The following is a 15,905-nucleotide window of genomic DNA, read 5'->3' as shown; positions in this document are numbered from 1 at the left end:
CCATTCGTAATGTATGCGAATGGGCGCCGTTGTGCGTTTAGTGTCCGGCCATTCAAGGCCAGGCAACGCCCCATCCGAGCCTGACAGGTCTAGCCTGCTGCAGCGCCCCTCGGACAGGTGGCGGGAAAACGGTAGCAATTGAAGATGACCGTTTTGAAACGGGGGCGATTATAGCGGGCTGGGCGGATCTTCCAAAGGGTTTCTGTCGGCTGGTTGATAATCTTGATCGAGACCATAGTCGATGCTGCGTAGAGCTCTGCGTCGGGCTCTGCCATGATGGGCGGCATCAATCGGCAAGACGGTCAGGAGTGAGCATGAATTTCCACACCCGCAAATGGGTAAAACCCGAAGACCTCAACCCCAACGGCACGCTGTTCGGCGGTAGCCTGTTGCGCTGGATCGACGAAGAAGCGGCGATCTATGCCATCGTCCAGCTGGGCAACCAGCGCGTGGTCACCAAGTACATTTCCGAAATCAACTTTGTCAGCGCCTCGCGCCAGGGCGACATCATCGAACTGGGCATCACCGCCACCGAGTTCGGTCGTACCTCGATCACCCTGACGTGCGAGGTGCGCAACAAGATCACCCGCAAGAGCATCCTCACGGTGGAGAAGATGGTCTTTGTGAACCTCGGCGAGGACGGTCTGCCGGCCGCGCACGGGCGGACCGAGATCAAGTACGTCAAGGACCAGTTCCAGGATGGCGCCGGCGTCGAGTGATGCAAGGCCTGTAGAACGGAATCTGCGCTGTGCAGGTCATAGCTAGATATCCCGCCACCGGTTGCGTATCCCATGAGCTCGGCACACGACGGCAAGACCCCGAACCTTTCGGCGCAGGAACAGCACGACGTCGACAAGAACCAGCCACCGCGCGCGGCAGTATTGCACGAGATCATTCGTACCCAGGGTGACCAGGAGCTGGAGCGCAGTGTCGCTGCGCTCTGGTGGTCTGCCTTGGCTGCCGGTTTGACCATGGGCCTGTCGCTGATGGCCATGGGGCTGCTCAATTCGCGGCTGCCGGACGGCGAAGGATTCAAGGTCATCGCCAGCTTCGGTTACTGCGCCGGTTTTCTCGCCGTGATCCTCGCCCGCCAGCAGCTGTTCACGGAAAACACCCTGACGGCTGTCCTGCCGGTGATGACCAAGCCAACCCTGGCCAATTTCGGCCGTCTGCTTCGGCTGTGGACAGTGGTGCTGATCGGTAACCTCTGCGGCACCTTACTAGTGGCGTACGTGATGCTGGAACTGCCGATTTTCGACAGCAAGACCGACATCGCCTTCCTCGATATCGGCCGCAAGGTCATGGAAAACCAAACTGGCCAGATGTTCGCCAAGGGCATCGTCTCCGGATGGATGATCGCCACCATGGTCTGGATGATTCCGTCCATGGAGAGCGCCAAGATGTGGATCATCATCCTCATCACCTACCTCATGGCGCTGGGGGATTTCACTCACATCGTGGTCGGCTCGCTGGAGGTCTCGTATCTGGTGTTTGCCGGCGAGTTGCCATGGAAGGACTTCTGGCTGGTGTTCGCCGGACCGACGCTGGCGGGGAACATAATCGGTGGTAGTTTTATTTTCGCGCTGATCAGCCATGCGCAGATTCGCAGCGAAAGCGGGCCGCCGAAATCCGGCGGCCCTGAAGAGGTTCATACCAAATCCAGGTAGGATTGAGTTCGGTCAGACTCCGCTGCTGAAAGTACTTTGCACAAAGCACTCATCATTTTGGGCCGGTCAGTCTGAACATGGCTGATCAGTGCAATCTCTCTGTCATACCGATCATTGCCAACCCGGTTCACAGTGCATTTATGGCCCCAATGTTCAAAGCCAGACCAATAAGGCACAAGGCTCACGCCAAGGCCTTCAGTCACGAGCATGGCAATTGTCTCTAATGCATCAAGATCTACCAGTGGCGTCGGTATCAATCCATTGTCCGCCAAATAATGCTCGGCATGCCGTCCGCCCCACGCGTCTGGATCGTATCGAATGTACGGTTGGGTGAGCAGTTGAGTCGGGATGCTGTTCGGGGACTTTTCCTTCGACAGAAAAACCAGGGGTTCCTTGCGAAGTGATACCACCTGCAAGGCTTTTGGCAATTCAAAAGGCGGAACTACCAATATGGCAGCGTCTACTTCCCCCGAGATAAGCGCTTGATACAACGACCGTGATGTTCCTGGCACGATGACTGGCGTGAGTCTCGGCGCCAATTCGGTAAGTGCCCGCAATGCTCCCGGTAGAAGACCGGTCAGAACGGTTGAAATAGCGCCTATTCGCAGCTGACCGGTAAGCCCGCCTTCATCAGCATCTCCCGCCAGCAATGCAATCTCGCGAACGATGCGCTTAGCTCTGGGCAATAACCCAAGACAGGCTTGACTCGGCTTGGCGGCGTGGCCCACACGCGAGAGCAGTTCAAAGCCCAATTGCCGTTCGAGCGCGAGAATTCGCTGGCTGATCGCTGCAGCCGTCAATCCTTCCGCACGCGCGGCATGTGCTATGGAGCCACACTCCACAACTGTGATGAGACTTTTTAGATAGCGGGTATCCATAAAAAATACTTTCGATGACAGTAAGAATTACATGCTATCTCTTTTTGAGAAAGCCGGACAATCTTCAACCAGTCCAGTTGTTTCTATCTTTCGCCGATTTTCAGGAGCCACCCTATGCAGTCAATTTTTCATCTTGCTATTCACGTCCGCGATTTGGAACTTTCCCGTCAGTTTTATGGTGGTTTGCTGGCTTGTGAGGAAGGCCGCAGTACCGATACCTGGGTCGATTTCAATTTTTTCGGGCATCAGTTGTCGTTGCATTTGGGTGAACCCTTTCCGGTGAGTAATACGGGGAAAGTAGGTGAGCACAAGGTGCCAATGCCCCATGTTGGAGTGATACTGAAAATGTCGGACTGGAGGGTTGTAAAAGACCGCTTGATTGACGGCGAAGTGAAATTTGTTCTTCCACCAAGCATTCGTTTTCTAGGCGAGGCGGGTGAGCAAGCAACTATGTTCTTTCTGGATCCCGCCGGAAATCCTATCGAGATAAAAGGTTTCGCTGATTTGCAGTCAGTTTATGCAACTTGAAGTTTCCTTGAAGTGCACTTGTAGTTAATGCTTTTCGAGCACACTAACCGCTACTTCTATTTTTTGCACTGTCGGTACAGCTGTGGCAGGTCCGACGCTGGATGCTATTCAGTTTTTCAGTGGCCCAAAGGAGCGATATGAACAATTTTAATAAATCTGACGCCACAGTGATTTCGGAAATGGTTCGTTCACAGATCGTGAGTGCAGAGACAATCGCCGAGCACTTTCTTGAACGTGTCGAATCGCAAGAGCGAAGCATAAACGCGTTTGTTTCATTCGACCCGAACGGGGTGCGCAGTCAAGCTTGCCAAATACAAAAGAGTAATGTGAAAGGCTTGCTGGCAGGAGTTCCCGTGGGGATCAAAGACATCTATGACACCGTGGATCATCCCACCCGTTTTTATTCTCCGATCTACGAAGACAACTGTCCTTCGCGGGACGCCCATGTAGTCTCGCTTCTGCGCCAGGCCGGAGCAGTCATTATGGGTAAGACCCATACCACCGAATTCGCTTACATGCATACCGGTCCAACCTGCAATCCACATGATCTTGATAGAACCCCTGGAAGCTCCAGTGCCGGGTCGGCAGCCGGGATGGCGGCTGGTTTTTTTCCGATCGCTTTGGGGACTCAGACAGCCGGATCATTGATTAAGCCGGCATCCTATTGCGGACTGTATGCTTTCAAACCTTCGTATGGCTTGGTTTCTCTAGAGGGGGTCAAGCCCTTGGCGCCGAGCTTCGACACGGTGGGTTGGTACGGCCGCTCCGTTCGTGATCTGGAGTTGATGGCTCAAGTCTTGATCCCAGGTTTTCCCAAGCGTGCTCACGGACGCAATCGCGGGTCGTTCGGCTTCTGCCGTACGGCTCGTTGGGATCAGGTAGACGAGGACGTGGCCAAATCACTGGAAGCCGCTGTTGAAAACCTGCGATTGGCCGGACATCAAGTGAGCGAGGTGTTGCTGCCTGAGGAGTTTGCGGCGGTATTTGATGACCATCTGCTGATCAACGATTGCGAGGGAGCCCGGTCATTGTCCAAAGAGCGGCAAATGCATCCTGACAAACTAAGTGAAGAGTTGTTAGCCATGATCGAACGCGCCAGTCTGACGACTTGGGAGCAGGAGTCAGCGGCAAAGAAGCGTTTAGCAAAGTTAGCCACTGTTTTGGAGCCGATATTCAAGCCTTTTGACGCCGTCCTGGGTGCGAGCTGTGGCATCGTCGCCCCGCTGGGCCTTGGCGCTACCGGACCTTCGGACTTCAGCAAGTTCTGGATGGCGTTTGGTTTGCCTCAGATTAACCTCCCTCTTGTTCGTAATGCCGGGACGTTACCAGCAGGACTTCAAGTGATCGGAGGTTTCAGAAACGATAGCGTTCTTTTACAGGCTGCGCAGGGGATCGATATGGTGCTCAGAGATGCTGGCTAATACCCGGTTCGCTGCTCGTCGCCGACCCGCCTATCATCGGGCCAGCGGAACAGGGCAACGATGTAACAGGCAGGTGTGGGCGAGTCTGCTCGTGAATGCAAGGTAAAGGCGGTGCAGCGTTCAACTGGTCACATTGACCGCAGCTCCACCGCGACGTTGCAGGTAAATAAACAAAAGCGCGGTCAGCACGGTCAAGCCGCTGACCAGCGCGCCGGTCCAGGGCAGGTCCGCCAGGTCCGCGCCGCTGGCAACAACCAGTCCGCCGATCCAGGCGCCGGCAGCGTTGCCCAGATTGAAAGCGCTCTGGTTCAGGGTCGAGCCGAGGTTGGGTGCTTCATGGGCCTGGTCGATGATCAGCAGTTGCAGGATCGGGCACAGGGCAAAGGCGAATATGCCCCAGAGCACCAGGGTAATGGCCGCCGGGATCACCGAATGGCTGGTCTGGCTGAACGCTGCCAACACCACCATGACGGCCAGTGCCATGCCCACCAGTGATGGCAGCAAGCGGCTGTCGGCCAGCTTTCCGCCAAGCATGCTGCCTGCCGTCAGGCCGACACCGAACAACAGCAGCATGAGGGTCACGCCGTGGGGGCTGACGCCGGTGATGTCCTGCAGGATCGGTGCGATGTAGGTAAATACGCTGAACAGGCTGGTGGACGCCAGCACACTCATGCCCAGTGCCAGCAGGACACTGGGCTTGCCCAGCACCTTGAACTCACTGGCCAGATTGGCCTTGTCCATGGCGATGTCCTTGGGCAGCCACAGCCATTGGGCGAGGGCCGCAATCACTCCGATTACCGACACTGCCCAGAATGTCGAGCGCCAGCCGGCGTATTGGCCCAAGGCCGTGCCCAGAGGGACGCCCAGCACATTGGCCAGGGTCAGGCCGGTGAACATCAACGCAATCGCCTGGGCCCGCTTGTTCGGTGCCACCAGGCCGGCGGCGACCACCGAGCCGATGCCAAAGAAGGCCCCATGGCACAGTGCGGTGATCACCCGGGCCGCCATCAACGTGGCGTAGTTTGGCGCCAGGGCGCAGAGGATGTTGCCGAGGATGAACATCAGCGTCATGCCCAGCAATGTGGCCTTGCGGGGCATGTTGGCAGTACCGATCGCGAGGATCGGGGCGCCGAACACCACGCCCAGGGCGTAGCCGGTAATCAGCAGGCCGGCGTCGGGGATGCTCACCGCGAGGTCGCGGGCAACATCGGGCAGCAGGCCCATGATGACAAATTCGGTGGTGCCGATGCCAAAAGCGGCAACGGCCAAACCAAGCAAGGCCAGTGGCATGCGCAAGGTCTCTATGGGTAGTCTTGACGCTTTGATCAGGCGAACGCCTGCCGGCTCCCGAATCGTTGAAGAGTCAGGCAGTAGCAGAAATTTATTGGAATAAGTATGTGCGCAAGTGAGTGCGGCGTGGTCGCTTGCAGTATAAACAGCTACTGACATATGGCGAATCAATTCTCTTGGGCAAGGAGGCTACGTGCTCGCGACAGTTCTGGTTTTAGTGGCGGCGCTGTTGCACGCGGCCTGGAATACCCTGATCAAGTTCAGCGCTGAACGTCTGCTGGTGGTGGCCTGCATGGACAGCGTGGCGCTGTTGTTCGTGGCGGTGGCGCTGCCGTTCGTGAGTTTGCCGCCGCTGGACATCTGGCCGTGGATCCTTGCTTCGGCGGCCTTTGAATTGCTTTATCGCTACCTGCTGATCCAGGCCTATCGGGTGGGTGACCTGGGCCTGGTCTATCCGTTGATGCGCGGGTTGTCGCCGTTGGTGGTGTTGGCGTTGACCCTGATTTTCGCCGGCGAAGTGCTGAGCACCCAGCAGATCCTCGGCATCCTACTGATCCCGTTCGGCATGCTTTGCCTGCTGTGGCAGGGCGGTGGTGGCGAGCGCTTGCCGTGGACGATGCTGCCGGTGGTGGCGTTGATCGGCCTGTGCATCGGCTGCTACACCTTCATTGATGGCCAGGCTATTCGTCGCTGGTCGCATCCCCTGGATTACCTGGTCTGGGTCACGCTGCTCAGTGCCTGGCCGTTCCCGTTGCTGGCCATGGTGAGCAAGCGGCCAGCGTTCATGCAGTTCTGGCGAGAGCAGTGGCGGCTGGGACTGGCGGTCGGATTCTGCGTGTTGTTCAGCTACGCTCTGGTGCTCTGGGCCATGCAGCTGGGGTCGATTGCCGAAGCGGCTGCGTTGCGCGAGATCAGCGTGATCCTGGTGGTGCTCTTCGGTATGCGTTACCTCAAAGAACCTTTCGGCAGACCACGACTCTTAGCCTGTGGGCTGGTGCTGATTGGCATGCTCGTGATGAAGTTCTGAGCCCTGGCTCATAAAACCCCAACAAGAAGGAATCGGTAATGACTGTGGCTCTGTGGTGCATCTTGATCGCGATTTTCCTGCCGTACCTGTGCACAGCCGTCGCCAAGGTCGGCGGCGGCTACCGGCTGCGGGACAACCATGACCCGCGCTCGTTTGCGTTGACCCTGGACGGCTTCGCCAAGCGCGCGTATGCCGCCCAGCTCAACAGTTTCGAGATCACCCCGGCATTCGCCGCGGCGGTCATCGTCGCGCATTTGGCCGGCAACGCGGAGCTGGTGACGATCAACGTATTGTCGGTGTTGTTCATCACCAGCCGCCTGCTGTACATCATCTGCTACCTGGCCGACTGGGCCATCCTGCGTTCGCTGGTGTGGTTTGTCGGGGTCGGGCTGATCGTCAGCTTCTTTTTCGTCTCGATCTGAACCGGCCGGTTACTTGCTGTCAGGCACCTGTGGCAGTTGGGGCAGCGGCGCACCTTTTGGCCATAACATCCAGATCTGTCCCTGCTGCTTCATGTCGCCGGCCAAGTGCCCGGCGGCATCGCCGGTTCCCCAGAACAGGTCGGCGCGCACTTCGCCAGTGATCGCGCCGCCGGTGTCCTGCGCGGCAACCGGGCGGACCAACGGGGTGCCATCGGGACGCGTGGTCGATAGCCACAGCAGGCTGCCCAGCGGAATCACCTTGCGATCTACCGCCACGCTGTAACCCGAAGTCAGCGGCACGTTCAGTGAACCGCGTGGGCCTTCGTTGCTGTCGGGGTTGCGGGTGAAGAACACATAGCTCGGGTTGCTGGCCAGCAGCTCGGGAATGCGTGTCGGGTTGGCCTTGGCCCAGGTGCTGATGGCGCCCATGGTCACGTCTTCTTTCTTCAGTTCACCCTGTTCCACCAACCAGCGACCAATGGGTCGATATGGGTGGCCGTTCTGGTCGGCATAGGCGATACGCAGTTGCCGGCCATCGGCCAGTTGAACCCGGCCCGAGCCCTGGATCTGCAGGAATTGCAGGTCCATCGGGTCGGTCAGCCAGGCCACAACCGGCGCCTTGACCCCTTGGGTTCCGATGGTGGCGGCGTCATCGTAAGGTTTGAGCACTCGCCCTTCGAGACGACCGCGCAGGCGCTTGCCCTTGAGCTCGGGGTAAATACTCTCGAGGGAGACGATGATCATGTCTTCCGGCACGCCGTAGATCGGCACGTTGGCTGCCGGGGTCTGCGTCAGGCTGCCGGGGTACACCGGTTCGTAGTAGCCGGTGATCAAGCCATTGGCGTTCCCGCTGGAGGAGCGCAGGCCGTAGACCTGAAGTTGTTCCTTGAGGAAGGCGCGGATTGCCGTGGCGTCTTGTGGCACGTTGGTCGCGGTGGCGCAGGGCGCGCCCCAGACCGGATCGGCCTTGAGGCGGGTGCAAGCGCTGCGCCATGAACCGAACCCGGCCAGCAGGTCGCTATCGGACACTTGCGGCAAGGCGTCCCAGGTCGCGCTGGAGTAGGTGGCCAGCGCATGGGTTTGCGGCTGGGTGTTATCGCCACCGTTGCAACCGGCGAGGAGGGCGATCATCGGAAAGGTCCAGCCCAGGTGCTTGCGCCAGGCCTTGAAACGACTGTTCATGCGGTACTTCCTATGACCGGCTGCCGGAGTCCTTCAGGTACTCAGGCAACCCTTATTGTTAATAGGGCTATTGGTCTTTGCGGATCAGGCGAGGATACTGGCCGCCGATTTCCGTGACCTTGAGCCACCATGACTCTTAAAAGAATTTCTGTTGTATTGCTGGCCTGCCTGACGCTGTCTGCCTGTGGCGGTGTCGATCCGAACTCGCCGCTGGGTCAGCGCAAGGCGATCTTCAAGCAAATGCTCAAGACCGGTGAAGACCTGGGCGGCATGTTGCGCGGACGCATACCGTTCGACGGTCCGCGTTTTGCCGAAGGTGCCGTCAAGCTGGATACCTTGTCCCGGGAACCGTGGAAGCATTTCCCCCAGGTTCGCGAGGAGGATCACAGCAGCGCCAAGGATGAGGTCTGGCAGAAACAGGCGCGCTTCCAGGAAATGGCCCGCACGCTGGAAGCGGCTACCGCTCAATTGGTGGTCGCCAGCCAGGTCCAGCCCTACAAGGCAAGCAACCTCGGCCCTGCGGTGCAGAAAGTCGAAGACGCGTGCAGTGCCTGTCATAAAGAGTTTCGCGACCACTGAGTGCGCTGACTTGTGCAGGAGCTGGCAAGCCGCAAGCAGGTGCCGCAAGCAGGTGCCGCCAGCTCCTGCACAACCAGGATTAGGCGTTGTGCTTACTTATCCAGCTCGTCCAGCGCTTCCTGCAATTCCTTGCGGGACTCGGCGAGTTTGTCTTTGCGTTTGTTGATCTTCTCCGGATCGCCCTTTTTCATCGCCTTGTCGAGGTCGGCCTGACGCTTGCTGACCTCGTGCTTGGCATCGAGCACCTTGCTTTCGCGTTCTTTTTTCAGGGAGGCATCGGTGCAGTGGGCGGTGACTTCGCTCAGGGCCTTTTCCAGGCCAGCCTGTTGCTCGGCATTACCGTGGGCCTTGGCCTGCTCGATCTGGGTGCTGATGGACTGGCGCTTGGCGGCGCAGCCGGTGAGTTCCGGGGCTTGTTCGGCCGCCATCAGGGGGGCAGCCAGGACGCTGCACAGGGTCAACAGGGCGAGCGGTGAAAGACGTTTCATGAAAGCTCCGTTTAACAGGTAAGCAAGTCGACGAGCAGATGGCCTGTTTGAGCGCATCGATACTCGTTGGGTTCAATGCTGCAGGTATCCCGGTCACTCAAACCCGTCGATACCGGCAGCCCGTAATTGTTCGCTCAAGGCCTGCACATGCGGGTCGCGAAAAAAGGCGCTTAACTGCGCCGCGCGGCCCGGGCCGATTGCACCTTCGGCTAACCATTGAGCGGTGTCTCGCTGTGCCAGCAACTGCCATGGACCTGCCAGATTGGCCGCGCCCGTGGGCGGAACCCCCAAGGCCTTGAGCCAGCGGGTGAATGGTTGCTGACGGGCACGTTGCAGGCTCTCCAGCAGGCGTGCGCTGTTGCGCTCGCCGAAACCGTCAATGGTAGCAAGCTCTTGGGCATCGAGGGTCAACCAATCCAGTAACCCTTTGATACGGCCAGCCTTGACCAGCTTCTCCCAAGTGCCGGGGCCTACCTGCGCCAAGGCCAGGCCCTGCTTGCCACTGAGCCAGGTCAGGCGCGCCAGGAACTGGTTTTCACAACCGGGCGTCGGTTGCCAGCAACTCAGTGGATGAAAGTCTTCAGCGCGCGGCACCGGGACCTGGGCGCGTTCGGTGCTGCGCAGTACCACGCTGTCGAGTCGCGGGATGGTCAGGCCCGCCAGACTGATCGCGACATGATCGCCAGGGCGGATATCCAGGCGTTGCCAACGTTGCAGTGAACTGACGCTCACTCGTTTGATCTGCCGGTCATCGAGCGTAAAGGGCACAAGCTCCAGCACCGGGGTGATGCGTCCGGTGCGCCCGGTCTTGAAGTGCACCTTGCGGACCTCGGCCAGGGCCTGGGCGAAGGGGTATTTCCAGGCGATGGCCCAATAGGGCGACCTGGCTTGCCAGCGTTCGGCGGACGGTCGTTGTTGCTGGCGCAGGACGATGCCGTCCGTGGCGAACGGCAGCGGCGTGCGATACCAATGCTCACGCCAGCGCTCGGCATCGGCAAAGGTCTGGATCGGTTGGCTGAAGGGCTGCGTGTCGTTGAATCCCAGGGCAGTCAGGGCTGCGGCACGGACCGGTAGCTCGACGGGGCCCTGGGGCCAGTCCCAGACAAACAGACCGATCCCGTCGGCCTCCTGGGGCTGCAGGGTCTTGCGGGCCATCAGCCCGGCCACGCTGCTGCGGGCATTGCGGCTGCCTGCCGTGGCCTGCACGTGATCGGTCAGGCGCCAATAGAGCTCGCCCTGCACCAGCAGGTCGATGGCTTTCGGCAATTGCTGGGGGACGGCGCTGAGCTTGCGGGCCTGGGCGGTCCAGTCCTGCCCCAGGATGCCGTCGCCCCGACTGATCGCCTGGGTCAGTCGGCCCTGCTGGTAAACCAGGGTCACGGCCACCCCGTCGACCTTGGGTTGCACCCAGACCTGCTGGCGTGAGGCTAGCCAGTCTTTGACGGCCTGGCCGTCGCTGAGTTTGTCCAGGCCGGTATGGGGCGTGGGGTGGGCCAGGGTGCCGCGAGCGGTCAGTAACGGATTGTCGGTTGCCGCGTGGGTATTGAAGCAGCTACGCCAGGCGCTGAGCCGGGCGCGGGACTGGTCATAGAGTTCATCCGCCACCGGTGACTGGCCCTGGCGGTGATAGCGCTCGTCCCAGCGCTGGAGCTGTTGCTGCAAGGCCTCGATTTCAGCCCCGGCACGCTCGGCCGGCCAATCGGGGCAGGGGCTGGCATTGGCCAGCAGGCAGACGCTGCCCAGGCATAGGCCGAGCAACAGGGGGGAGCGAACCGGCATCGTGAGCGTCCTTGCTCGAGGGGGAGAAACTCAAGGCTAGATCAGGACCGAAGCGGGCGTTGCCAAGTGCTTTGCAGGGTGTGTCGCCGCCCCGAAAAAGCACAAGCCCCGCGCGGCGAACCGGGCGGGGCTTGTGTTGTAGCCCGTAGGGCTTACAGGCCGGCAGCAGCGCGCAAGGCGTCGGCGCGGTCGGTTTTTTCCCAGGTGAACGTGGTGAAGGTGTCTTCGCCCACGGTCTTGGTTTGCGGCGTGCGGCCGAAGTGGCCGTAGGCTGCGGTTTCCTGGTACATCGGGTGCAGCAGGTCGAGCATTTTGGTGATGGCGTATGGACGCAGGTCGAACACTTCGCGCACCAGCTTGACGATCTTGTCGTCGCTGATCTTGCCGGTGCCGAAGGTGTTCAGCGAGATCGAGGTAGGCTGAGCGACGCCGATGGCGTAGGACACCTGGATCTCGCAACGCTCGGCCAGACCGGCGGCCACGATGTTCTTGGCCACGTAGCGACCGGCGTAGGCAGCCGAACGGTCAACCTTCGATGGATCCTTGCCGGAGAACGCGCCGCCGCCGTGACGGGCCATGCCGCCGTAGCTGTCGACGATGATCTTGCGACCGGTCAGGCCGCAGTCGCCAACCGGGCCACCAATGATGAACTGGCCAGTCGGGTTGATGTGGAACTGGGTGTCCTTGCTCAGCAGTTCGGCCGGCAGTACATGCTTGACGATCAGCTCCATCACGCCTTCGCGCAGGTCTTTGTACGACACGTCCGGGTTGTGCTGGGTCGACAGGACGACGGCGTCGATGCCGACGACCTTGCCGCCTTCGTAGCGGCAGGTAACCTGGGACTTGGCATCCGGGCGCAGCCACGGCAACAGCCCGGATTTACGGGCTTCGGCTTGCCTTTGTACAAGCTGGTGCGAGAAGGTGATCGGCGCTGGCATCAGCACTTCGGTTTCGTTGCTGGCGTAGCCGAACATCAGGCCCTGGTCGCCGGCGCCCTGGTCTTCTGGCTTGGCGCGGTCGACACCCTGGTTGATGTCGGGGGACTGCTTGCCGATGATGTTCATCACGCCGCAGGTTGCGCCGTCGAAACCGACGTCGGAGCTGGTGTAGCCGATGTCGGTGATGACGTCACGAACGATCTGCTCCAGGTCAACCCAGGCCGAGGTAGTGACTTCGCCGGCGATGATCGCCACGCCCGTTTTCACCAGAGTCTCGCACGCCACACGGGCGAACTTGTCTTCAGCAATGATTGCGTCCAGCACCGCATCAGAAATCTGGTCGGCGATTTTGTCCGGATGCCCTTCAGACACGGACTCGGAGGTGAAAAGGGAGTATTCGCTCATCTCGATGTTTTCCTGAAATTTACCGATGGTGAGTGTCGCCAGCCGGTCGCTGAAAATGGCGGACCTGGATCTGGAAACCATTACGTAAGCCTACATAGAGACTTTCCCCGGGAACGAGTCCCGCAGCGGTGGCCCAACGGGCCAGATCGTCCTGTTCAAACCCCAACCAAAGATCACCGCAGGCCTCCCTGGCCCAACTTTGGTTGTGACTGCATAAATCTGTCACGAGCAGGCTGCCGCCTGGTTGTAGCAAGCCAGCCATGTGCTTGAGCGCATCAGCCGGGGCGGCGAAATGGTGCAGGACCATGTTCAGTACCACACAGTCGGCTGCCAGGCTCACGCCATTCAAGGCATCGGCCAGTTGCAGGCTGACGTTAGTCAACCTTTCCCGTTCACACACCTGGCGCGCCAGTTCGAGCATCGCCGGGCTGTTGTCGAGCGCCGTGACCTGACTGAAGCGCCGGGCCAGTTCCGGGAGAAAACTGCCATCCCCGGGGCCGACTTCAATCGCCGTGGCCATGTCACTGAAGCTGAGTTTGTCGAGCAGCGCCAGCACACTTTCGCGGTACTGCGGCAGGCCGGCAATCAAGTCTTGTTGGGCGCGAAACTTCTCCGCAACCCGTGAGAAAAAATCCTGGCTTGCGGCAGCCCTTTGCCCGTGAACCTGTGTGATGCGTGATTGCACGTCACTGGGCAGGGTCAGGTTGTCGACTTCTTCAAGCAGGGCCGCATGCAGCTTGCCGCCTGGCAATTCGGTGTGGGGCAGGGCGCGTCGATAAAAAATCGCATTGCCTTCACGGCGAGTCGCCACCAGGTCGGCCTGGGCCAGCACTTTGAGGTGGTGGCTCATGCCCGATTGGCCGGTGGCAAAGATCTGCGCCAGTTCCAGCACGCCAAACGAGTCATTGGCCAGGGCGCGCAATACATTCAGGCGCAAGGGATCGCCGCCGGCCTTGCACAGGGCCGCCAGCTCATCACAATCGTCAGGGCGAATGGAAGGCGCGCGTAGGTTCATAAGGCCGGCAGTCTAGTCACGCCTCGAAATCATCGCAAGTTCAATATCAAAAAGTTTTGATATTGCTCGATGGATGGCACTTCTTCCGCCGAACCTTACTCTACAAACCAGATGCGGAAAGGTTTCATCCAGGCAATGAGCATTTATCCACAGGAATAATGTGCCTGATCGACTATCTGTCATTGCCCCCGGGCTATCCGCTGAGGGAAAATGCTCGCCTTTTTTCCGTGCCGTTTTATTCACTCTCGATTCAAAAACCTCAGGAGAACAGCGATGCCCAGCCGTCGTGAGCGTGCCAACGCCATTCGTGCCCTCAGCATGGATGCCGTGCAAAAAGCCAACAGCGGCCATCCCGGTGCCCCTATGGGTATGGCGGATATCGCCGAAGTACTTTGGCGTGACTACCTCAAGCACAACCCGAGCAATCCATCGTTCGCCGACCGTGACCGCTTCGTGCTGTCCAACGGTCATGGCTCGATGTTGATCTACTCGCTGCTGCATCTGACTGGCTACGACCTGTCGATCGATGACCTGAAAAACTTCCGTCAACTGCACAGCCGTACCCCGGGCCACCCGGAGTTCGGTTACACCCCGGGCGTTGAAACCACCACTGGCCCGCTGGGTCAGGGCCTGGCCAACGCTGTGGGCTTCGCCCTGGCGGAAAAAGTCCTGGCGGCGCAGTTCAACCGTCCTGGGCACAACATTGTCGACCACCACACCTATGTGTTCCTGGGTGATGGCTGCATGATGGAAGGCATTTCCCACGAAGTCGCTTCCCTGGCCGGTACCCTGGGCCTGGGCAAGCTGATCGCCTTCTACGATGACAACGGCATCTCCATCGACGGCGAAGTCGAAGGCTGGTTCACCGACGACACGCCCAAGCGTTTCGAAGCCTACAACTGGCAGGTGATCCGCAACGTTGACGGTCACGACCCGGAAGAGATCAAGACCGCGATCGAGACTGCCCGCAAAAGCGAGCAGCCGACCCTGATCTGCTGCAAGACCACCATCGGCTTCGGTTCGCCGAACAAGCAAGGCAAGGAAGACTGCCACGGCGCCCCACTGGGTGACGCGGAAATCGCCCTGACCCGTGCGGCGCTGAAATGGAACCACGGTCCGTTCGAAATCCCGGCCGACATCTACGCCGAATGGGATGCCAAGGAAAGCGGCCGCGCCGTCGAATCCGAGTGGGATCAGCGGTTTGCTGCCTATTCTGCCGCGTTCCCGAGCGAAGCCAACGAACTGATCCGTCGCCTGAGCGGTGAGCTGCCGGCTGACTTCTCGGAAAAAGCCTCGGCCTACATCGCCGAAGTCGCTGCCAAGGGCGAAACCATCGCCAGCCGTAAAGCCAGCCAGAACGCCCTGAACGCGTTCGGCCCGCTGTTGCCGGAAGTGCTCGGCGGTTCGGCTGACCTGGCCGGTTCCAACCTAACCCTGTGGAAAGGTTGCAAGGGCGTCAGCGCTGAAGACGCCAGCGGCAACTACATGTACTACGGCGTGCGCGAGTTCGGCATGAGCGCCATCATGAACGGTGTTGCCCTGCACGGCGGCCTGGTGCCTTACGGCGCGACCTTCCTGATGTTCATGGAATACGCCCGCAATGCGGTACGCATGGCGGCGCTGATGAAAAAGCGTGTGATCCATGTCTACACCCACGACTCCATTGGCCTGGGCGAAGACGGTCCGACCCACCAGCCGGTCGAGCAACTGACCAGCCTGCGGACCACGCCAAACCTGGACACCTGGCGCCCATCCGACGCGGTCGAATCGGCCGTGGCCTGGAAGCATGCAATTGAGCGCAAGGACGGTCCTTCGGCGTTGGTCTTCTCGCGTCAGAACCTGCAACACCAGGTTCGTACCGACGCGCAGATCGCCGACATCAGCCGTGGCGGCTATGTGCTCAAGGACTGTGTCGGCGAGCCGGAACTGATCCTGATCTCCACCGGTTCCGAAGTGGGCCTGACCGTTCAGGCGTACGACAAACTGACCGAGCAGGGTCGCAAAGTGCGTGTGGTTTCCATGCCGTGCACCAGCGTCTTCGAAGCCCAGGACGCCGGCTACAAGCAATCGGTCCTGCCGTTGCAGGTCAGCGCCCGTATCGCCATCGAGGCGGCTCACGCCGACTACTGGTACAAGTACGTGGGCCTGGAAGGCCGCGTCATCGGCATGACCACCTACGGCGAGTCGGCACCTGCGCCAGCCTTGTTCGAAGAGTTCGGCTTTACCCTGGAGAACATCCTGGGCCAGGCTGAAGAGCTGCTGGAAGACTGATCCAGAAAAGGTGTT

At 59.9% G+C, this 15,905-nt stretch carries 15 protein-coding genes and 1 riboswitch; of the genes, 8 read left to right on the top strand and 7 right to left on the bottom strand.

From position 1 onward, the window contains the following. Positions 1–14 precede the first annotated feature (14 nt). A riboswitch (S-adenosyl-L-homocysteine riboswitch) is annotated at positions 15–117 on the bottom strand. A gap of 197 nt (positions 118–314) precedes the next feature. Beyond that, entirely contained in the window at positions 315–719 is a 405-nt protein-coding gene (locus PspS04_RS25630; protein WP_027617039.1) for an acyl-CoA thioesterase, read from the top strand. Positions 720–791: 72 nt separating this feature from the next. Continuing rightward, on the top strand, positions 792–1,667 hold the full coding sequence (locus PspS04_RS25625; RefSeq protein ID WP_159998368.1) for a formate/nitrite transporter family protein: 876 nt from the start codon (positions 792–794) through the stop codon (positions 1,665–1,667). Here PspS04_RS25625 and PspS04_RS25620 read toward each other — a convergent pair. Next, a complete protein-coding gene (locus tag PspS04_RS25620; RefSeq protein ID WP_159998366.1) occupies positions 1,649–2,545 on the bottom strand; it encodes a LysR family transcriptional regulator in 897 nt (298 codons plus the stop codon). The genes PspS04_RS25625 and PspS04_RS25620 overlap by 19 nt on opposite strands. Positions 2,546–2,659: 114 nt before the next feature. Between PspS04_RS25620 and PspS04_RS25615 the strand changes: the two genes are divergently transcribed. Together PspS04_RS25615 and PspS04_RS25610 are read left to right on the top strand one after the other, a co-directional pair. After that, on the top strand, positions 2,660–3,073 hold the full coding sequence (locus PspS04_RS25615) for a VOC family protein (RefSeq protein ID WP_159998364.1): 414 nt from the start codon (positions 2,660–2,662) through the stop codon (positions 3,071–3,073). Positions 3,074–3,210: 137 nt separating this feature from the next. Then, a complete protein-coding gene (locus PspS04_RS25610) occupies positions 3,211–4,494 on the top strand; it encodes an amidase (protein WP_159998362.1) in 1,284 nt (427 codons plus the stop codon). A gap of 120 nt (positions 4,495–4,614) precedes the next feature. Here the strand turns inward: PspS04_RS25610 and PspS04_RS25605 are convergent, their stop codons facing one another. Further along, a complete protein-coding gene (locus tag PspS04_RS25605; protein ID WP_159998360.1) occupies positions 4,615–5,784 on the bottom strand; it encodes an MFS transporter in 1,170 nt (389 codons plus the stop codon). A 193-nt stretch (positions 5,785–5,977) separates the two neighbouring features. On the opposite strand from PspS04_RS25605, the gene PspS04_RS25600 reads away from it, so the two are divergent. Together PspS04_RS25600 and PspS04_RS25595 are read left to right on the top strand one after the other, a co-directional pair. After that, complete coding sequence (locus PspS04_RS25600) at positions 5,978–6,811, top strand: EamA family transporter (RefSeq protein ID WP_095164459.1); 834 nt, start codon at positions 5,978–5,980, stop codon at positions 6,809–6,811. Positions 6,812–6,849: 38 nt separating this feature from the next. Further along, positions 6,850–7,233 carry an MAPEG family protein gene (locus tag PspS04_RS25595; RefSeq protein ID WP_095164457.1) on the top strand — a complete coding sequence of 128 codons (384 nt, stop codon included), beginning with the start codon at positions 6,850–6,852 and terminating at the stop codon, positions 7,231–7,233. 9 nt (positions 7,234–7,242) lie between these two features. On the opposite strand, the gene mltA is transcribed toward PspS04_RS25595, so the two are convergent. Continuing rightward, positions 7,243–8,415: a murein transglycosylase A gene (gene mltA / locus PspS04_RS25590; RefSeq protein WP_159998357.1), complete on the bottom strand. Its 1,173-nt coding sequence runs from the start codon at positions 8,413–8,415 to the stop codon at positions 7,243–7,245. A gap of 129 nt (positions 8,416–8,544) precedes the next feature. On the opposite strand from mltA, the gene PspS04_RS25585 reads away from it, so the two are divergent. Continuing rightward, positions 8,545–8,994, top strand: a complete 450-nt coding sequence (locus PspS04_RS25585; protein ID WP_095164453.1) for a c-type cytochrome — start codon at positions 8,545–8,547, stop codon at positions 8,992–8,994. 92 nt (positions 8,995–9,086) lie between these two features. Here PspS04_RS25585 and PspS04_RS25580 read toward each other — a convergent pair whose 3' ends face one another. The 4 genes from PspS04_RS25580 to PspS04_RS25565 all read right to left on the bottom strand — a co-directional run bounded on the left by PspS04_RS25580 (position 9,087) and on the right by PspS04_RS25565 (position 13,619). Then, positions 9,087–9,482: a DUF1090 domain-containing protein gene (locus tag PspS04_RS25580; RefSeq protein ID WP_095164451.1), complete on the bottom strand. Its 396-nt coding sequence runs from the start codon at positions 9,480–9,482 to the stop codon at positions 9,087–9,089. Positions 9,483–9,575: 93 nt separating this feature from the next. Continuing rightward, complete coding sequence (ligB, locus tag PspS04_RS25575) at positions 9,576–11,261, bottom strand: NAD-dependent DNA ligase LigB (RefSeq protein ID WP_159998355.1); 1,686 nt, start codon at positions 11,259–11,261, stop codon at positions 9,576–9,578. Positions 11,262–11,413: 152 nt separating this feature from the next. Beyond that, positions 11,414–12,604, bottom strand: coding sequence for a methionine adenosyltransferase (gene metK / locus PspS04_RS25570; RefSeq protein ID WP_095164448.1), 1,191 nt, complete (start codon positions 12,602–12,604; stop codon positions 11,414–11,416). Positions 12,605–12,623: 19 nt separating this feature from the next. Next, on the bottom strand, positions 12,624–13,619 hold the full coding sequence (locus tag PspS04_RS25565) for an ArsR/SmtB family transcription factor (RefSeq protein WP_159998353.1): 996 nt from the start codon (positions 13,617–13,619) through the stop codon (positions 12,624–12,626). Between the two features lie 273 nt (positions 13,620–13,892). Between PspS04_RS25565 and tkt the strand changes: the two genes are divergently transcribed. Continuing rightward, a complete protein-coding gene (gene tkt / locus PspS04_RS25560) occupies positions 13,893–15,890 on the top strand; it encodes a transketolase (protein ID WP_159998351.1) in 1,998 nt (665 codons plus the stop codon). Positions 15,891–15,905: the final 15 nt, after the last annotated feature.

The sequence above is a fragment of the Pseudomonas sp. S04 genome (assembly GCF_009834545.1).
In the GTDB taxonomy this organism is placed as follows: domain Bacteria; phylum Pseudomonadota; class Gammaproteobacteria; order Pseudomonadales; family Pseudomonadaceae; genus Aquipseudomonas.
Note: the sequence above shows the minus strand (reverse complement) of the source record. Positions and strands in the feature narration are given on the sequence as shown.

Excerpts from the sequence above, each read along its gene's own strand:
- PspS04_RS25595 (WP_095164457.1), top strand. The coding sequence starts at position 6,850 with ATGACTGTGGCTCTGTGGTGCATCTTGATCGCGATTTTCCTGCCGTAC.
- PspS04_RS25625 (WP_159998368.1), top strand. The coding sequence starts at position 792 with ATGAGCTCGGCACACGACGGCAAGACCCCGAACCTTTCGGCGCAGGAA.
- PspS04_RS25620 (WP_159998366.1), bottom strand. The coding sequence starts at position 2,545 with ATGGATACCCGCTATCTAAAAAGTCTCATCACAGTTGTGGAGTGTGGC.
- mltA (WP_159998357.1), bottom strand. The coding sequence starts at position 8,415 with ATGAACAGTCGTTTCAAGGCCTGGCGCAAGCACCTGGGCTGGACCTTT.
- ligB (WP_159998355.1), bottom strand. The coding sequence starts at position 11,261 with ATGCCGGTTCGCTCCCCCCTGTTGCTCGGCCTATGCCTGGGCAGCGTC.
- PspS04_RS25605 (WP_159998360.1), bottom strand. The coding sequence starts at position 5,784 with ATGCCACTGGCCTTGCTTGGTTTGGCCGTTGCCGCTTTTGGCATCGGC.
- PspS04_RS25565 (WP_159998353.1), bottom strand. The coding sequence starts at position 13,619 with ATGAACCTACGCGCGCCTTCCATTCGCCCTGACGATTGTGATGAGCTG.
- PspS04_RS25580 (WP_095164451.1), bottom strand. The coding sequence starts at position 9,482 with ATGAAACGTCTTTCACCGCTCGCCCTGTTGACCCTGTGCAGCGTCCTG.
- PspS04_RS25610 (WP_159998362.1), top strand. The coding sequence starts at position 3,211 with ATGAACAATTTTAATAAATCTGACGCCACAGTGATTTCGGAAATGGTT.
- PspS04_RS25585 (WP_095164453.1), top strand. The coding sequence starts at position 8,545 with ATGACTCTTAAAAGAATTTCTGTTGTATTGCTGGCCTGCCTGACGCTG.
- PspS04_RS25615 (WP_159998364.1), top strand. The coding sequence starts at position 2,660 with ATGCAGTCAATTTTTCATCTTGCTATTCACGTCCGCGATTTGGAACTT.
- metK (WP_095164448.1), bottom strand. The coding sequence starts at position 12,604 with ATGAGCGAATACTCCCTTTTCACCTCCGAGTCCGTGTCTGAAGGGCAT.
- PspS04_RS25630 (WP_027617039.1), top strand. The coding sequence starts at position 315 with ATGAATTTCCACACCCGCAAATGGGTAAAACCCGAAGACCTCAACCCC.
- tkt (WP_159998351.1), top strand. The coding sequence starts at position 13,893 with ATGCCCAGCCGTCGTGAGCGTGCCAACGCCATTCGTGCCCTCAGCATG.